Consider the following 15,976-nt stretch of genomic DNA (forward strand, 5'->3'; position numbering starts at 1 on the left):
AAATAACTGTACCACAATGATACAGTGACAATTTCATTATTGTGCTGTTTAAAAAATGTCAAATATAATTTGTAAAAATAATAATAAAATACTGTATAAATAATAAATAAATTATGTTAATATCTTATTCACACAAAGTATATACTTTTTATTTAGCAATAATACTATTTACAATACTTTTTAAATATGCGACATCAATCGCTCTTTCTCTTAAACAAAATCATAAATTCAAATGAATCACTCACAAGAAAAGCTAGTATCGTTCTCTTGGTTTACAAGAACAACAAAGAAATATATCTATTATGTCATCGAACTCAGTTGCGTTGCTGTTGTTTTGCGTTTGCTGGGCTTGGTGAATCCTTTTATTTTTCAATCGATTATCGACCGTATTCTCCCTTTTCAGCGTATTGAAAGTCTCTATGCTATCGTTGTCTTGATGGTTGCTATCATGCTGTTTAGCACTGCTCTTAGCACTCTTTCAGGTTACTTAGGTGCCTATTTAGCCAATCGGCTTACATTAGAATTTGGACGGCGCGTTTACACCCATGTGTTAAGCCTCTCCTTGCCTGTTTTACGCACTTGGCAAGTGGGGGAACTGTTCACGCGAATCGGAGAAGTTGATACAATTCGTGGTTTTTTAACAGGAACCATTGCCACAACTGTGCTAAATGTTCTCTTTGCCATTATTTATATTGCTGCACTCTTTTCCATTAGTCCAAAACTGACCTTTATTGTCCTTATCATTTTACCTTTACAAATGGGTTCTTTAGCGTTGGTCGGTCCCTTCTTGCGCCGCCAATTACGCCGTGCTTTCACTCTGCAAGCCGCCCATCAATCGCGCCTCATTGAAAGTTTTACCAATCTTGAAGCCATAAAAGCGCATGTAAAGGAGCCAGCCCATACAATACGCATGCAAGAAACTTTAGCCCGTAGTTTAGATCAAAGCCTTACAACCAGTAAATTGCATCTTCTCAATGGAGCCATGAGTCATATTTTTGGTGATCTTTTCACTATTTTTATTATCTTTTTTGGTGCTCAGGCAGTTCTTCAAAACCAAATTACGCTAGGGCAACTTATTGCCTTTCATCTCCTCGCTGGAAATGTTTCTGGTCCTATCTTAAGCCTTGCATCCCTATGGGAAGAATGGCAGCATTTGAAAATCTCTCGTCTTCGTTTGGGCGATATTCTTAACTCCCCTTCAGAATGGGAAGAAGAAAAGCCGCCTCTTCAACTCAGCGCTCCTCCTCATCTTGAAGCCAACAATCTCTGTTTTTCTTATGGAGATAAGCCCATTATCAATCATCTTGATGTCTGTTTACAACCTGGGCAACCAATTATGTTACTTGGTCCTTCAGGGTGCGGAAAAACAACCTTGGCGAAGCTCCTTTGTGGACTCTACCCCCCAACAAGCGGAAAGATATTAATTAACGCCCAACCTTTACAGAATTTTGATGTCCGTAGCGTGCGTGAAAAAATCGTGTATTTTCCTCAAAATCCTTGCCTTTTTTCCGGAACCATTCTTGAGAATATGCTTCTTGCTAAACCAGATGCCACTAAAGATGAAATCGACGCTGCACTATATGTTAGTGCTTGCCATGATTTGATTGCTCTGTTGCCTTTAGGACTTCATACTCAAGTAGGAGAGCAAGGTGGTTTTTTATCAGGTGGTCAGCGCCAACGCTTGGCTTTAGCTTGTTTCTTTCTGATAAACCCAAGCCTGCTTATTTTGGATGAACCTACTTCCGCATTGGATGACACTGTCAGTGCACAAATTGTTGAGCATTTATATAAACTTTCGCAAGAACGTATTGTTCTTGTTATTACCCACAAAAGTGACCTCTTTCCTCAGCATGCAACCGTCTTAAACTTTACTGATTTGGAGGCAAAAAATGGCAGATAAAGCTCCCTATTTGCGCCCTTTGTCACCAACGCTTCATATGGTGGTTGCTGTTTTAGTCACCTTATTTCTCTTTATTGTGATCGGCAGCTTTATCGCAAAAACAGAGATTGTTGCACGGGGGCAAGGAAGTGTTATTCCCACCGCTTACGTTCAGCTGGTCCAAGCGCAAAATACAGGACGCATTGAGAAAATTCTTGTAAAAGAAGGGCAATTTGTTCATCAAGGCGATCTTCTTATTCAATTAGATCCTCGTGAAGCCCTCAATGAGTGCGCACGTGTTCAAGCAGATATCGCGCAACAAACCCTTCAAGCACAAATTGCAACAGCTATTTTAACAGCTTTGCATGAAAGTGATCCTTTGGATGAAGATTTTGTGACCAAAGGGCTTGCCTATCTGCCAGTTCCTCCTTCTGGCAATCAGACTGCAAGAATAGAAGGGGAAAAACTCATTAGCGCTGCCCTTCAATCTCTCCAAGATAAATTAAGAGCGCTAAAAGCACAAGCGGACCGCGTCGAGCGCAGCGGTGCAACACAACATGCGCAATTAGATAGGTTGGAAGATGATCGTCAATTAAGCCAAGGAAAATTAAAAGCTGCAAAAAGCCTGATGGAAACAAAAGTCATTAGCCAAGCGGTTTATTTAGAGCGTTTACATGACTTTAAAAATGTCGAGCATGAAATTTTAACCAATCAAAGACGTTTGGAAGAAAATGCCGCCGAAATAAACACTCTCCGCCAACAACGGAAAAGTCTCATTTCCGATGAAATCGCCCGCTATCGCCAACTTTCGCGTGAAACAGAACTGAATCTTCAAGGATTAAAAGCAAAGCTTGATAGCACTCAATACCATCTTGACCACTTATCACTCTATGCGCCTGTTGATGGACGTATTGATGATTTAAGTATCCATACTTTGGGCGGCTTTGTAGAAGCTGGTAAAACGCTCATGCGTATTGTCCCTGGTGCGGGCGGTCTCATTGTTGAAGCGTTTTTTGATAATCGAGATATTGGTTTTTTAGAAAAGGGCCAACGTGCTTACATCAAGTTTTCTGCCTTTCCACCTGAACGTTTCGGTGTTATCCACGGTACAGTCGTTAATGTAGGCGCTACAGCGCGCTATGATAAAGAAATTAATGGTGCCTACGCTGTTTTAATCAAAATTGACCAAGATCACATCACTTTGAATAACAAACATCTTAAATTTATCCCTGGCATGACTGTGACAACGGATGTCATTACCTCAAAACGTCGGCTCATTTCTTATTTCTTTGAACCTATCACCAAAATTTTAGAACAATCTCTAAAGGAAAGATAATGTCTGTAAATGAAAATTCATCACCTTCACTCATAGATCCTCTTACAGCGTTAGGAGCTATGGTTGTTTTAATGCTTACATCTCCCTTATACCGCCGCTGGCGAATCTGGGATATCGAACGAAATTTAGGACCAGCTTTACAGACTGGGCAATATAAACTCTATAAAAATGAACGTGGAGAATTTTGCGCCTTTATCACTTGGGCTTTTTTAGATGAAAAAAATCATCAATCTATGCTTGATAAGGGAGAGCTTTTGTCCGATGCGGATTGGCAAGGCGGAGAATATATGTGGTTTATTGATTGTGTGGCACCCTATGGACATGCTGCTGGTATGGTACGTGACATGCAGCGGCATGTGTTTCCTAATCAGCATTATTGCTACGCTGTTCGGCGTAATGAAGATGGTGGAATACGGAAAATCACCCGCTGGTGTTGCTATAGAGCAAAAAATCCAGCTAAATAGTTTTTCTAAAGCAAGTGCGCATAAATCATTTACCCCTCGTTTTATAGAAAAGAATCTTTTAAAAGAGCTCTTTAAGTGATAGCTATAGCAAGAGAACCTTACCATATTTAGAGCTAACCCGCTACAAATAGGTGTTTTTCAGCTTACCAGACTTGCTATGAATAGCAACAAATTCTTAAGAGATTTAATCCACTCTCAAGCTAAACTTTGATTAATTTCACTAGAATTGGCTGGGGTACCTGAATTCGAATCTTAAATTTAACTGCAATAAGATATTGATTTTATTTATATTTTTTAAGGTTAGGGACCGTATAATTAGGTTCGGGAATAGGATTTTCACACTTTCCTTTACAAAGCGCATTCTTTTTGCCAGCTTTCTCTAATAATTTTTTTAATAGTTCTAAATCTTCTTGTGAAATAATGTTTATCAGTCTAGAAAACATACCAACAGCTTCACATCTGAATGTATAAGAAGGCTTTATAGTGAAGCTTTTACGACAAGCATCTGATTCTCTTCTCAAAATTTCTGCTACCTCTTGATCTAAAGCATAGAGTTCAATTACCTTTTCTTCCAGTCCTACAGGAACAGATCTTTTGCCAATTTCTACAGAAGATAAAAATGATATAGATATGTCTAATTTCTTAGCCATATCTAAAAGGCGTTCAGAATGATCAATACGAAGTTTACGTAAGGTTTTACCAAATGGTGTTAGCATCTAAAAAAAATCCTATTAGAAAAAGAAGCTCTTACGTGATTCTAGCAGAAATTTTTAGGTTTTGGTTAGCTCCTTTTAAAATTAACTTCCTACCCTCCTTAATACACAAGGTTGTACGGCGTGATGGATAAATCTCTTGACATCAACTTTAATTGTAGTACATTGTAGTACAATTAAATAGGAGATTTAGCAATGGGAAAAATTCAAGCCCGCATACCTGATGAAGTTCAAGAAATTGCAAGTGCAGTTATTAAGTCTACGGGTTTAACTGTATCAGATGCAGTACGCATGTTTATGACCCGCATTGCTAGAGATCGAGCATTACCGCTTGATCTATTCCAACCAAATCCGGAAACATTACAAGCTATCGAGGATGCCGAAATGGGACGCGTTAAACGCACGTCATTAGATGGCTTAAGAGCCATGATTCGCGAAGATAGAACCGAAGCGCGTAAATCTGAAAAGCAAATCTAAGCTTGCTATGCGGGAAATTGTCTATACTCGGTCGTTTCGGCGTGATCTCAAACGTGAAAGCAAAGGTAAATATGCTAATGTACTAGAGGAGGATTTGCTGCTTGTGGTCAAAGCGTTAGCAGAGAATGAACCGCTAAAGGTGCATTGGAGAGATCATGCACTAACAGGTCAATGGCGCAATTGTCGTGATTGTCATATCAAGCCAGATTTAGTTTTGATCTATCGAAAACCAGATACAAAAACACTAGAGCTCTTACGACTTGGTTCCCATTCTGAACTACGCTTATGATTAGATCTCCTAAGAGTTTTTCGAAGTTTTTTCTTTTATGAGAGTTTTTCAATTTTTTGAGAACCATTGTTTTAAATGGACAAAGATACTGTCTATCGCATCCATGAGACGGGCAAAATCAAGGATCAACAAAAAGATAAAAAATACAATCCATTTCATAAAGCGAGACATCATTTTCACACTTTGGTAGGTGATGATCATTTCTTGAAGCATTTCTTTTTCTGTTTCTGTAAGCTCGGTGTATTTTTCAGTTTTTCTTCTGGCCATGTTTCCATCCACACAAATACTCACCCTGCTTGTTATGCTTTAAGATCTCTCTTGCTAAGTGCGAACTGATGGCATTCAGATCTTGCCGGCTTAAATAAATTGGCAACCAGCCAATACAAGAAGAAGCATGTTTATTTGTCGCGCAGCCAGTGAGAGAGAGCAGCACGCACATCAGCATCACTTTTTTTGTTAATTTCATTTTCTACCTCAAGCCGTGCTGTTACTGCCTTTAAAGCACTTTCTGTTTGCTTTTGCTGTTCAACCTTTTTCCCAAGGGTAAAGGCTCTAGCTAAGGCAATAAAAAAAGCGGCTAAAGCCGCACCTGTTACCATCAGATTTCTTTTCATCCATAAGATCATAGGCGGTGCTCCTGAAAGCGTTTAGCAACAAAGAAAATGCCAGTACATGCGGCTAAAACCATAATAGCGGCTAAAGCCCATTGGATTGGTCCATTGCCCGCTAAAAACCCACCAAGACCTGAGAAAGAACCAATAATCGGTGCCAATGCTTCTGCTTTGAGAAACCCTGTTGGTTGTTTCGTTTCTACTGTTTGATAATTGGAGGAAACATAAGCCCCTTTCGCCCATAGCCCTGCCTCTGCTACACGCCGGTGTACGAGACCTTGTAAACGTTTGCCTCCTGCTTTGGTCCATTTCTGCAATTCGGTTGGTACTGCTTCATAATCCCCCCGATTAAGCCTTTTAAGCAATGTAGAGTTTTGGAAAGCTGCAATACCTACATTATAACAAAAGGAAACAAGAGCGCCGAACTGCTCGTCGCTTAAATTCACACAAACTGCTTTTTCTACCGCTCTCTCATATTGCTGCAAATCTGCTAAAAGCATGGTTTCGGCTTTTTTTTCCGTAATCACCATACCCTCAACAACTGTTGGTTGACCGGCTTTTTTCGTATGACCATAACCAATCGTCCATATGCCAGCAGCATCTTGATAAGCCTGCAAGCGCAAACCTTCCCACTTTTTTAAACAGTATAAACAGTCTTTACTTATTTTCCGTGCCATTGTTCAATTCACCTTATAAATATACCTTTATGAGTACTGCTCCGTCACCACCGTCGCCGCCAATTTTGTCGCCTCCGGATTTCCCATCGAAATATCCCCCGCCGCCGCCGCCACATTCTTTACCACCTCTACCACCGTTACCACCTTTGTAACTCTCACCACCCTGCCCCATGATAGAACCCTTACATTTACCGCCACCGCCGCCGCCACCGCCAAGAAAAGAACTTCCACCAGTACCAGCTCTCTTGCCGTCACTTCCACTCCCGCCACCATTACCACCAGAAAAAATAAAGCTCTCACCACTGCTGCCCTCCCTGTTTCCTCCTCCATCGCCACCTTTCCCTCCAAAGTTAACGAGAGCCATGGAGACGGAATATCCTCCTTCTGCTGTAACAAGCCCTTTGATCATTGTTCTACCACCATTGCACAAAATGTTACTGTCATTGCCTTTACCACCACGACCAATGTAAGCTGTTTTTAATTTATCTAAATCAGAACCTTTCATTTTAACATGCACGCATTGACCGCCGCCGCCACCGCCATCTTTAACGCCACCACCTCCACCGCCCCAAGCCCATACTTCAATATCGGTGTCAGCAGTAATACCATCAGGCAATGGAATATCTCCGCTTTCTGTCATCAGAATTTCAACAGGTTTCCTAACCCCGCCACCATTGTTGCCGCTACCACCGCCGCTGCTATTGCTACTATTTGCTTTGATTGAAGCCATCAATTTGGCTGGTGAGATAAGTGCATCCACTGTCTTTGTGCCATCAATCCAGTCTTTTTTTGCAAGAGGTTGAATGAGATCAACTTTTTTCTGTACACTATCCGCTGTTTCTTGTGCGACACTTGCCACAGCTTGTGCCCTGTCTCCTGTTTTTTGTGCGGACTCAGCTATTGTTTGTGCAACATCCGCTGTATTGAATGCAGCACTCCCAATACTCTTTGCCTCACTTGCTGCATAAAGCCCTTGTTGTGCACTTTCCTGTGCGTGCTGTGCCACATCTTCAATTTTATCAATTTTTGCAACCTGTGCACGTTCTTGAGGGGTTAAAATAAGATGCGTATTCCCCTCTTTCATATTCTCCATATCAAAGGCATCTTTTTCTATTTTATCTAGATCATAAACTGATTTTGACATACCAACAGACTTTGAGCCTACAAAATAACGAATGGTATTTTTGAGATCTACCGGAGATATGGGATAATAAACACCTTCATCTCCCCTCCGCCATTTTTCCATCGTTGGCTGCGTAGAACTCAACCATCGTAGCTTTGATCTTTCCTCTGTGGTTAAAATCTTTTTGGTAGGACCCTCGTGCATATTTTCCATAGAAAATGCATTTGCCCCCACATTGTCGGGATCATATGTAGCAGCCTTCATATCGCCAATCCCTAAAGGCGATATTTTTACCCAGCCAGCGCCTGATAAAATCGCATTCTCATGCGCTTCACCACTTGCTTCAATATCGTTGATTGTGACCTTATCTTTGTAAGCAAGAGCTCCAATATCTCTCTTTGCAACAGCATCATCAGCCTTTTTTCCTTGAGCAGCAGTTGCAAAATACTCTACCTCATAAGCTGCTGCACTCCCCACTGAAACGGGTGCAAGAGCCTTACTATCTAAAACACCTTCTTTAACTTCTTTCTTTGTTGCTGGTTCAAGCTTAAATATATGCGTATGATAGGGTAATGGCATCGCGTTTCATTCCTTAGTAAGTTTGTTTTTGAGGTTGTGGGGGATGAGAGACTGTAATTCATCAATAAGTTTTTGCATGATCTCTATGCGTTTATCTGTTGCTTCTTGATACTGTGCCAAAGCGCTTAAAAGATCATGCTGTATATCGTTTTTGACAAGATCAAGAATCTTATTCAATGGCGCATGAACCATTCTATTGCTTGCATAAAAAAGGACGCGGATTTGCTCCGCGTCCGCAATATCATCAATAGCAGACGGATTATTGATCATCTGAAAACCTTATGATTTTATGGCATAAACAACCGTAGCATTAACAGGGCGCGTTTCTGCCTCGCCCGTTGAAGAAAGTGTTACCTTGTGCGTGTGCACTCCAGCAGGTTCTGTTGTCCCTGTAAGGGTTTGATAGTGATAAAAGGGATTCCTTCTGCCAATATCATTGGCGCTCCATCCAACTCCAGCATACTGAAAATTGTGTGCGTGCTGTCCCGCCGATTCAACACTACAAGCATGTGTGTGCGATTTAAGGCAATCTTGCTGTATATTGGCAAATTTTCTACTTCTGTCCAAACCTCGACCATTGTCAAAGCCGCGCAAAAATACTCCTCTAAAATCTGGAACTTTAAAGGTTGTATCGCTGTCTTTTCCCCATTTATCCCCTATCGCCTTGAATAATTGCGGATAATCCTTGCGTTCATAAGTAGCGCCATCACATAAAAGCCATCCGTTTGGGACTTCTTGCATAGCAAAGGTCGCAATAAACCCACAAGGAAAGGTTTCGACCTTTGGTGGTGGAATGGGGGTAGGATTTAAAAGATACCAGCCCTCAAGACCTTTTGTTGATGCGCCATCATTATAGACTATTTCATAAATGCCCCCTGTTTGTAACTCACCGCCTGTCAATGGTACTATCCCCGTGCTGGTGGCTTTATAGAGTGGCTTTGCTCCTATATTATTCATGTTTATTGTTGTCGTACCAATATTTATACCACGCGCCTTAAAGCGGATAATGATATCGTTTTTATATTTCGCTATTGGCGACACCGTCGTCAACGTGATTGATGTTGTTTGTTCCTTTCCATTCACAATAAACTTTGAGTCAAGAGAACCACCATTATCGGCAAGATATTCACGTATACGCTGCATCATGACCCGCGCACTATCATTAACAGAACTAGGCGGCTGCCCTTCTGCCCAATTAATCATACTATCGGAATTGGCATTTTGATCAGCTGTGAGTGACCAGTCATAAATATCAGACATGATAAGCCCCCGTTCTTCTTAATAGCTCTTCGCGCAATTGCTCTTCTTTTTGCCGCCCATAGGAACCAACAGATTGCCGCCTAGAGGGATCAATGAGAGCTGTTAAATCTGTCGGGCGCCCAGTCGATTGTGAGAAACCCGCCATGACTGGTTGCTGCAACATTTGTTGCTGTACCATCTGTGCCTGCTGTTTTTGTCTTTCTCCATTCTCTCTCATTAAATGAAGCAAGCCGGAAAAGCCCTTTTTAAGAGCACCTGCATCAATACCTTGCCCTTGCAATGGTGTGGTTTCCATAACCCGTCCTGTTAAATTGTCTCTGCTTTCAGGTGCCATCATTCTGTTTGGGAATGGCGTGTCATATGCCATTAATTGGTTGCCCCCTTGATTACCTTGACCCACCTGATTACCTTGAAGTGTCTTTTGAAGCCTCTCAACCCCACGCAAAGGACCCACCTCGTTTGGTGCTGCTTGTCCATTGCTTTGGTTTTGCTGTATCGTTCTCTTCAAAGCATCTCCCGTTTTATTGTAAAGCCCATAAATATGATTCATAAAAACCCCTGCTGTAGCTTCCATGTTGCCACCGTTGAGTGTGACTGCCTGTCGACCTAAAAGCTGACTTGCTGGAATATGTGGATTTTTGATAAGTTTTACTGCCCCTGCTGGTCCTTGTTGGTGTGCGAGGTAAAGCTCTGCCTCTGATGGCTCTCTGCCTAATGCTGTGGCTAAATAACGCGTATTATCCTTCGTTAACCGTGCCATAGCATCGGTTGCTTGAAAGGGATCAAACTTATCATTCAGTTGATAGTGTTTTGCTGTTGAATCTAAAAATTGATACAGCCCTCCCGCACTGCTGTTCTTATTTTTTGCATTTGGATTACCATTACTTTCTATCATAGCAACACATTCAAGAAAGCTTTCTGGCAAACCATATTTTTGTGCTGCCTGTGAGATAGCACGCTTCACATTAGGATGAAAATTGATCATTAGTTTATAACCATTCTATCAGCACTGCTATTCAAAAGAATTCCAAGAAAATTGATGAATTTTGTGTGATCTTCTTTTGTTATTAAGCGTTTCTTTTCTGCTTCATGAAACTTCTTAATTAATTCAACAGCTTTTTCCCTTGCTAACCCAAAATCTCCTTTTTCCCGTGCTGTTATGAGAGCCGCAATATCTCTCTCAGTATCTTTATGGACGCTTGAGAATTTGCGTCCAAATTTCCCTAAGAAATTTTTTACAACTGCCTTGATGAAAGCAATCTTTCCTATACCCATAGTCTGTTGTGCCCCCCTCTCTTCCACTTCACCCATATGGTTTGGCAATCGTGCAAAAAGCTTTGTTCTTTCCACTTCTGGTCGCAACACTTTCATAAGTTGCTTAGCTTTATCTTCACCAAAAATACGCTGTAATTTTTCTTGACCATTTTTTGTGTCAAACAAACTCAAAAGATTGTGGTCAAAATTCTGTGCATTGCCTGCCGCATGTTCTACTTGCGACCGTATACCTTTTTGAAACGCATCTTTTTCCATCAACCCAAAATCCGAAAGTTGACTGTTGATTGTGTCGAGATTAACGCTCTTCTTCAGCGCTTGCTCTCCCTGCTCGAGGGCATCACCAATAGTACGCTCGTCATAATAAATTTTCCGTGCTTTAGCATAATCTGGAGAGGACGTATCCAAAACGTCCAGAATGCGTTGTTTGAAATCAGTCAAATCTCGCGCATATCCTTGTTTTCCTTTGATGCGCGCAGAATTAATTTGATCATCCAAAACCTCTTTCATCTTATGTAAAATTCGCATATTCAGCTTTGGATATCCATTGCTCCCTATAACTGTTGCATCCGCTTCATTTGGCATTTGCGCAATTGCTTTTTTATAGGCTTTTTGGAAGGCAGGAGTTTCTTGCAACCGCGATAAATCTTTACTGACAGCATTAGAAATAGGAGAAGCTTTCGCCCTCTCATAAAATGGTTCAGCCTTTTTCTGTGCTTGTTTGATAATCTCTTGCTTTAAATTAAGCGTATCTACTTTTGGACCCATCACACCTGTCAACGCATCCTTTACCCGCAGTGCACTCGCATCTTGTCTTTCATTCAAACGATTACTTATGAGCGAATATGTATCATGGTCTTTTTTTGCTGCCTTAAAAGCTCTTTTAGCAAGCTCATCATGAAGATCAATAATCATTGAATCAGGACCTCGCTGTTTTAATGCTCTTTCAAGTTTATCAACACCTTCATCCCCTAAAGTTTGGCTTACATCCCTAAGCGCTCTATCGCTTATCTGAAATGCTTCTTTTTCTACACCTTGTGTTATTGGTTCAGTTTTACCAAACAATTTCTCAGCTGTTTTTTTGACAACAGCAGATGTTTTCTTAACACCAGAAGCCGTTACTTTGAATGGTTTTGTAACAAAAGGTGTAACCTTTAAAGCAGAATGTGCCACAAATGGTGTTGCAACGCCTAACCCTGCACCAAACCCAGCAGACACTAGAGTATCTGCAAGCCCTTCCCCTTCACCACTGCCTGCTATTCCACCATAAATGGCTCCAGTTTTTGCTGCACGCCCCAAGCTAAATTTTGCCGCCTCTTTACTTGCTACTGCTTTCATTGCTGCTTCACCTGCAGCTTTTGCCGCTGCCCGTTCCGCACCCTCTGCTAAAGCAGATTGCACCGCCCTTTCTCCTGCTGCTAAAGCTTTACTGGTTATTTGTGCTCCTGCAACACCAGCTCTTCCTCCCAGCACAACATCAGCCCCAATTGCCGCACGAGCAGCCGCAGGAGCGCCAAGACCTGGTATTAGAAAAGGAATTGCAGCACCCGCTAAATTCCCCGCAATAGATGCATAAAACTGATCTCGGTTCGCCGCTCTTTGATAGTCACGCCATCGCTTTGTCACTTCATTATATTTTTTAACTGCTTCTTCATCTCCCATCCAATAATTAATAGGTCCCAGAGGTCCCGAAGCGAATACTCCAGCTATTTCATCATCATACCCCATAGTTAACCCATGAAGAGCTCCCCATCCAAAAGCACCCGCTGCACTTGGATGTGGACCATCTTCCTCTGTTGCACCATTATTTCCTGTAACAGAACCACTTAGCCTTTCCTTATTCTTCGCGAAAAGCTCTTGAAGCTGTTCTGGTGTATAGTCACTTATATGCCCAATGACTCTTGTGTTTTTACGATTAATAAGAGGGGGGATTACTTCAGCCATTGGTTTGTTTCTCCTTAATGCGTCCATCTCTATCAACGAACAACATGCCTTCCGGCAATGCTTCTATCTGTTTTTCTAGTGGATCATTTGACTGTGCATGATTTCCCTTATAAGCATCTTGCCCATAGGCGGCTCGAACGAGCTCGTTTGTTGCTTCTGCACCACCAAAAAGAATTGCGCGCGTTGCTGCATTGGATTTATTGAAAGTGTCAATAACTGTTTTTAAAGATTTCTTCATTTGCTCTGCAGAAAGATCTTGATACAACGCCGCTACAGAGTTTTGCAATGCTTGCAATTCCATATTAGACAAATTCCCAAAGCCAGATGCACCATTTGGTGAAAATGCCTTTGCTTTTCTCAAGGCATCAAGCCCGATACTCGCCTTCAATGAATCGAGCATATGCCCGAAATCTTTTGCCTGAGAATTAGGAAGGAACGACATTATAGGACCAGTGAAACCAACAACATGCGGGTGTTCCTCAACAATTTTTAGCAATTCTTTAGATGCCGAAAGTATACGATTTGACCTGTCTGCTGTTTCCAAAATTCGCATTTGCGTTTGTTGGTTTTTACGCTCCTCCTCCTTCTGTTCTTGAATTAATTTATATTCTGCACCACTGCCTGCAATTGGCACCGCACGTATGCCACCAAGTGCATTTTCATCCTTAACATACATATAACCTGCTTCAGGCTTTGACACTGTGCCCCCCGCATTACTCCCAAATCCAGAAGCAGTGGAACGTTGTCCCCCTTGGACAGGTATAATTTTCCCTGTGCTTGTTGAGACTTGGAAAGTCATATCCTCAGGCAATCCCTGCTCTGCCTTTTCTTCTGATGTCAATGTTCTATAGCCTTCTTGAGGGCTTAACGTGTTGCCTATAACTTTCATGGCAAGATCTGGATATTGCACAAGGGCTTGTGCGTCTTTATCACTATATCCTTTAGAGCGTAAAAACTCAAAAATTGGTCTATTTTGAACACGTACATTATTGCCCTGCCGCATAACAAGTGCCGCATTTGAAAAACTTTCTTGCGGTGTTTTTCCTGATGCTAACCCTGCAAAAAAATCCATTAAATGCTCGGAAAATTCTGATTTTCTAAAACGCTCCCATAAACTACTTGGGTCTGCATCTTTATGAATAAAGTTTCCAACTGCGTTTACATAATCCGTTGCCTGTTCGGGCTTAGCATTTGCTTTTAAATGTTCTTCTTCTGGAATAGGCGTATGAGAAAGTTTTTCTTCATTGACAGGGCTGCTCTCCTGCGAATTTTCTGCCATAGATCTGTTGTTGATCTCTGCAATATAATCCGTCACATCTTTTTGCTGTCGCCCAGCTTCATCCCCACTAGACTGATCAATGTTCGCAACAAGTGGAGATTGAGGAATCATTGATGCAACACCTCCCTGCTCTGAGACGTCATGCTTTTGTTGCTCTGGCGCCTCTTGTATCTTAACAGTATCCTTTGAAACATCCGGTAATGGAGGCATTTGGCGCTTTAAATCATCCGTAGACATAATCAATTCTGCTGGCGTTTTTTTCCCAACTTCTCCTCCTCCTGCTTGAGAACCACGAATAAGCTCTGTAGGACTCAATTTTTGTGGAGTATTATCCCCATTTCTCGCATCAAAAGGGTTTGTGCTAAAAGCAGCACGTTCTAAAAAACTTGGCTTGTATCGCCCTTCCAACGGCGTGCTTGGAGGCGTAGAAAGCTGTTCGAACAAATGCTTTGGCAATTGAGGTATGACCTGATACATCAAGGGACGCAAAAATTTTGGATCAAACAACTTTAAAAGAGAATTTGTGTTTTCTTGTTCCATCACTGCACCCTTTCCATCTCAAAGCCAAGAGAGAATTTGTGTTTTCTTGTTCCATCACTGCACCCTTTCCATCTCAAAGCCAAGCTTGCCATAATCCACATGCAAAAAGCCTGTCGCCTTATGCAAGAAAACAGCTTCTGGCTTTGACTTCAAAACATCCTGCGCCATCACCCCACGATAGCGCTCTGGATAGCCCTTGTAATTATACTCATAGAGTTTGTGTCCATCTCGCTGCCCCACTTGCACGATATTTTCTTTCGCTCTGATGTCGCTAAGCCCAGCAAAAGTACCAAGGATAGTTCCAACATTTCCAACAATCTCCCACGGATTAGGTTTTGGCTGTGGAGTCAATGTCGTCATTTGTCCTGTGCGCGTTCCATAATTTCCAGCAACAGCCCCACCAGCTGCGAGCAACTTACTTAACTGGTCCCAATCAAGATTGTTCTGCTGCTCCCATTTTTGCCGCTCTTCATCTAATTGCCGTTGATGATTGGCATCAAGTACACTCCCTCCCGTCAACGCATTAAGATTTGCCTGACCTTGACCTTGAAAAAAGTTATTGGCTCCCGCCAACTGATTTTGGTTTGCTTGGTCAATGAGACCATTGGCATTCATCATGTTGTTGACATCTTGGTTATATTGCTGTGATAAAGCTTGTGTTGCTATGCCCCCCAATTCATCAGCCAAAACCCCAGTATGCGCCCCAGAACCATAACGCCCCGCACCTGCCAATGAACTATTAATAGAGCTTGTTGCCTTATTTAATGTGTTTTGAAGCGCTTCATCAAAGTAAGGGTTATTGCCTATTTGTTGCCCTGAAGCCATGTTCTTTAAGTTTTGGCTTGTTGAATTTTGCCCTGTGGCTAATCCATTTAAATAATTGTTATCATAGTTATGCGTATTATTGCTAAGCCCATTAATCGCATTCTTTGTTTGATCACTTAAACCCGCAACTCGCTGCCCGTCATAAACGGCTTTTCCGCTGCCTTGGTTATAAAAAGTCATGGCATCTTGAGCTGCGTGTTCAAAAATACCTTTTGCCCATGCAGGGGGTTCATTTGTTTGCGTCGTGTTTTGGGTATTCTGGATTGGTTTAGAACTTTTTCCCATATTAAAGCTGCTTTCTATATTCTAAAAGATTAACGAGATATCCATGCGATTTAAGAGATTTTTCCCACCCTCGCCTGCCTATGATGACAAGCTCTTTTGCCCCTTTTTTCTTGTAATAGGCTTCAATCTGAGTGATAAGCTTTGTTAAGGGCGCTCCTCCCTTTCCACCAAGCGTGACAATAACCGCCCTTAATGCTCCAGTGACGAGTTCCTGTAACTGTGTTGTGACATGCGCCATAAAGTTTTCATGCGCATCAACGATAATCCAAAGAACTTTTTCTCCCTTCAAAATATCGTTTAAAATGGTCTCTGTATTATAATCATCAGGGAATTTTTGATTAAAGTAAGCTATCGATTTTATGACATTCTCAAAATAGGGCGCCATTTGTTCAGCGCTCCATTTTTCTGTATTATAGATCTTAA

18 protein-coding genes are annotated in these 15,976 nt (G+C 41.7%); 5 read left to right on the forward strand and 13 right to left on the reverse strand.

The features are described 5' to 3' along the window. Positions 1–232 precede the first annotated feature (232 nt). Genes ACFIKD_RS01850 through ACFIKD_RS01860 form a run of 3 tightly spaced genes read left to right on the forward strand, consistent with a single transcriptional unit; the run spans position 233 to position 3,679 of the window. On the forward strand, positions 233–1,900 hold the full coding sequence (locus ACFIKD_RS01850; protein WP_375647065.1) for a peptidase domain-containing ABC transporter: 1,668 nt from the start codon (positions 233–235) through the stop codon (positions 1,898–1,900). Continuing rightward, positions 1,890–3,215, forward strand: a complete 1,326-nt coding sequence (locus ACFIKD_RS01855; protein WP_375647066.1) for an HlyD family type I secretion periplasmic adaptor subunit — start codon at positions 1,890–1,892, stop codon at positions 3,213–3,215. Before ACFIKD_RS01850 ends, ACFIKD_RS01855 begins: the two co-directional genes overlap by 11 nt. Beyond that, positions 3,215–3,679, forward strand: a complete 465-nt coding sequence (locus ACFIKD_RS01860; RefSeq protein WP_375647067.1) for a toxin-activating lysine-acyltransferase — start codon at positions 3,215–3,217, stop codon at positions 3,677–3,679. Before ACFIKD_RS01855 ends, ACFIKD_RS01860 begins: the two co-directional genes overlap by 1 nt. A 281-nt stretch (positions 3,680–3,960) precedes the next feature. Here ACFIKD_RS01860 and ACFIKD_RS01865 read toward each other — a convergent pair whose 3' ends face one another. Next, positions 3,961–4,395 (reverse strand): helix-turn-helix domain-containing protein, encoded by a 435-nt coding sequence (locus ACFIKD_RS01865; protein ID WP_375647069.1) that lies wholly within the window; start codon positions 4,393–4,395, stop codon positions 3,961–3,963. Between the two features lie 192 nt (positions 4,396–4,587). Here ACFIKD_RS01865 and ACFIKD_RS01870 point away from each other — a divergent pair, with 192 nt between their 5' ends. Both ACFIKD_RS01870 and ACFIKD_RS01875 read left to right on the forward strand, forming a co-directional pair. Continuing rightward, on the forward strand, positions 4,588–4,869 hold the full coding sequence (locus tag ACFIKD_RS01870) for a type II toxin-antitoxin system RelB/DinJ family antitoxin (RefSeq protein ID WP_375644606.1): 282 nt from the start codon (positions 4,588–4,590) through the stop codon (positions 4,867–4,869). A gap of 7 nt (positions 4,870–4,876) precedes the next feature. Beyond that, complete coding sequence (locus ACFIKD_RS01875) at positions 4,877–5,158, forward strand: type II toxin-antitoxin system YafQ family toxin (RefSeq protein WP_375647070.1); 282 nt, start codon at positions 4,877–4,879, stop codon at positions 5,156–5,158. 48 nt (positions 5,159–5,206) lie between these two features. On the opposite strand, the gene ACFIKD_RS01880 is transcribed toward ACFIKD_RS01875, so the two are convergent. The 12 genes from ACFIKD_RS01880 to ACFIKD_RS01935 are packed head-to-tail and all read right to left on the reverse strand — an operon-like array spanning position 5,207 to position 15,938. Further along, positions 5,207–5,425, reverse strand: a complete 219-nt coding sequence (locus tag ACFIKD_RS01880) for a hypothetical protein (RefSeq protein WP_375647071.1) — start codon at positions 5,423–5,425, stop codon at positions 5,207–5,209. Next, the gene (locus ACFIKD_RS01885; protein WP_375647072.1) at positions 5,406–5,624 is read right to left on the reverse strand and encodes a hypothetical protein; all 219 of its coding nucleotides are present in this window, start codon (positions 5,622–5,624) and stop codon (positions 5,406–5,408) included. Before ACFIKD_RS01885 ends, ACFIKD_RS01880 begins: the two co-directional genes overlap by 20 nt. Then, positions 5,557–5,784 (reverse strand): hypothetical protein, encoded by a 228-nt coding sequence (locus ACFIKD_RS01890; RefSeq protein ID WP_375644603.1) that lies wholly within the window; start codon positions 5,782–5,784, stop codon positions 5,557–5,559. Before ACFIKD_RS01890 ends, ACFIKD_RS01885 begins: the two co-directional genes overlap by 68 nt. After that, positions 5,781–6,446 carry a lysozyme gene (locus tag ACFIKD_RS01895; protein ID WP_375644602.1) on the reverse strand — a complete coding sequence of 222 codons (666 nt, stop codon included), beginning with the start codon at positions 6,444–6,446 and terminating at the stop codon, positions 5,781–5,783. Before ACFIKD_RS01895 ends, ACFIKD_RS01890 begins: the two co-directional genes overlap by 4 nt. A gap of 13 nt (positions 6,447–6,459) precedes the next feature. Beyond that, entirely contained in the window at positions 6,460–8,148 is a 1,689-nt protein-coding gene (locus ACFIKD_RS01900) for a hypothetical protein (RefSeq protein WP_375647074.1), read from the reverse strand. Positions 8,149–8,154: 6 nt separating this feature from the next. Next, on the reverse strand, positions 8,155–8,418 hold the full coding sequence (locus ACFIKD_RS01905; RefSeq protein ID WP_375644600.1) for a hypothetical protein: 264 nt from the start codon (positions 8,416–8,418) through the stop codon (positions 8,155–8,157). Positions 8,419–8,427: 9 nt separating this feature from the next. Further along, entirely contained in the window at positions 8,428–9,408 is a 981-nt protein-coding gene (locus ACFIKD_RS01910; RefSeq protein WP_375647075.1) for a tail fiber protein, read from the reverse strand. Continuing rightward, on the reverse strand, positions 9,401–10,393 hold the full coding sequence (locus ACFIKD_RS01915) for a transglycosylase SLT domain-containing protein (protein ID WP_375647076.1): 993 nt from the start codon (positions 10,391–10,393) through the stop codon (positions 9,401–9,403). Before ACFIKD_RS01915 ends, ACFIKD_RS01910 begins: the two co-directional genes overlap by 8 nt. After that, entirely contained in the window at positions 10,393–12,624 is a 2,232-nt protein-coding gene (locus tag ACFIKD_RS01920) for a hypothetical protein (RefSeq protein ID WP_375647078.1), read from the reverse strand. The genes ACFIKD_RS01915 and ACFIKD_RS01920 overlap by 1 nt, the downstream gene beginning before the upstream one ends. Next, positions 12,617–14,443: a hypothetical protein gene (locus ACFIKD_RS01925; RefSeq protein WP_375647079.1), complete on the reverse strand. Its 1,827-nt coding sequence runs from the start codon at positions 14,441–14,443 to the stop codon at positions 12,617–12,619. The genes ACFIKD_RS01920 and ACFIKD_RS01925 overlap by 8 nt, the downstream gene beginning before the upstream one ends. Before the next feature lie 54 nt (positions 14,444–14,497). Beyond that, positions 14,498–15,553 carry a tail fiber domain-containing protein gene (locus ACFIKD_RS01930; protein WP_375647080.1) on the reverse strand — a complete coding sequence of 352 codons (1,056 nt, stop codon included), beginning with the start codon at positions 15,551–15,553 and terminating at the stop codon, positions 14,498–14,500. A gap of 1 nt (position 15,554) precedes the next feature. After that, positions 15,555–15,938: a hypothetical protein gene (locus tag ACFIKD_RS01935; protein ID WP_026500795.1), complete on the reverse strand. Its 384-nt coding sequence runs from the start codon at positions 15,936–15,938 to the stop codon at positions 15,555–15,557. Positions 15,939–15,976 lie beyond the last annotated feature (38 nt).

Origin of the sequence: Bartonella sp. CR84HXZ (genome assembly GCF_042194535.1) — a bacterium.
Taxonomy (GTDB): domain Bacteria; phylum Pseudomonadota; class Alphaproteobacteria; order Rhizobiales; family Rhizobiaceae; genus Bartonella; species Bartonella grahamii.

What these genes read in the sequence shown, in the direction of transcription:
- ACFIKD_RS01850 (WP_375647065.1), top strand. Translation starts at nt 233, where the DNA reads ATGAATCACTCACAAGAAAAGCTAGTATCGTTCTCTTGGTTTACAAGA.
- ACFIKD_RS01855 (WP_375647066.1), top strand. Translation starts at nt 1,890, where the DNA reads ATGGCAGATAAAGCTCCCTATTTGCGCCCTTTGTCACCAACGCTTCAT.
- ACFIKD_RS01860 (WP_375647067.1), top strand. Translation starts at nt 3,215, where the DNA reads ATGTCTGTAAATGAAAATTCATCACCTTCACTCATAGATCCTCTTACA.
- ACFIKD_RS01865 (WP_375647069.1), bottom strand. Translation starts at nt 4,395, where the DNA reads ATGCTAACACCATTTGGTAAAACCTTACGTAAACTTCGTATTGATCAT.
- ACFIKD_RS01870 (WP_375644606.1), top strand. Translation starts at nt 4,588, where the DNA reads ATGGGAAAAATTCAAGCCCGCATACCTGATGAAGTTCAAGAAATTGCA.
- ACFIKD_RS01875 (WP_375647070.1), top strand. Translation starts at nt 4,877, where the DNA reads ATGCGGGAAATTGTCTATACTCGGTCGTTTCGGCGTGATCTCAAACGT.
- ACFIKD_RS01880 (WP_375647071.1), bottom strand. Translation starts at nt 5,425, where the DNA reads ATGGCCAGAAGAAAAACTGAAAAATACACCGAGCTTACAGAAACAGAA.
- ACFIKD_RS01885 (WP_375647072.1), bottom strand. Translation starts at nt 5,624, where the DNA reads ATGAAATTAACAAAAAAAGTGATGCTGATGTGCGTGCTGCTCTCTCTC.
- ACFIKD_RS01890 (WP_375644603.1), bottom strand. Translation starts at nt 5,784, where the DNA reads ATGATCTTATGGATGAAAAGAAATCTGATGGTAACAGGTGCGGCTTTA.
- ACFIKD_RS01895 (WP_375644602.1), bottom strand. Translation starts at nt 6,446, where the DNA reads ATGGCACGGAAAATAAGTAAAGACTGTTTATACTGTTTAAAAAAGTGG.
- ACFIKD_RS01900 (WP_375647074.1), bottom strand. Translation starts at nt 8,148, where the DNA reads ATGCCATTACCCTATCATACGCATATATTTAAGCTTGAACCAGCAACA.
- ACFIKD_RS01905 (WP_375644600.1), bottom strand. Translation starts at nt 8,418, where the DNA reads ATGATCAATAATCCGTCTGCTATTGATGATATTGCGGACGCGGAGCAA.
- ACFIKD_RS01910 (WP_375647075.1), bottom strand. Translation starts at nt 9,408, where the DNA reads ATGTCTGATATTTATGACTGGTCACTCACAGCTGATCAAAATGCCAAT.
- ACFIKD_RS01915 (WP_375647076.1), bottom strand. Translation starts at nt 10,393, where the DNA reads ATGATCAATTTTCATCCTAATGTGAAGCGTGCTATCTCACAGGCAGCA.
- ACFIKD_RS01920 (WP_375647078.1), bottom strand. Translation starts at nt 12,624, where the DNA reads ATGGCTGAAGTAATCCCCCCTCTTATTAATCGTAAAAACACAAGAGTC.
- ACFIKD_RS01925 (WP_375647079.1), bottom strand. Translation starts at nt 14,443, where the DNA reads ATGGAACAAGAAAACACAAATTCTCTTTTAAAGTTGTTTGATCCAAAA.
- ACFIKD_RS01930 (WP_375647080.1), bottom strand. Translation starts at nt 15,553, where the DNA reads ATGGGAAAAAGTTCTAAACCAATCCAGAATACCCAAAACACGACGCAA.
- ACFIKD_RS01935 (WP_026500795.1), bottom strand. Translation starts at nt 15,938, where the DNA reads ATGGCGCCCTATTTTGAGAATGTCATAAAATCGATAGCTTACTTTAAT.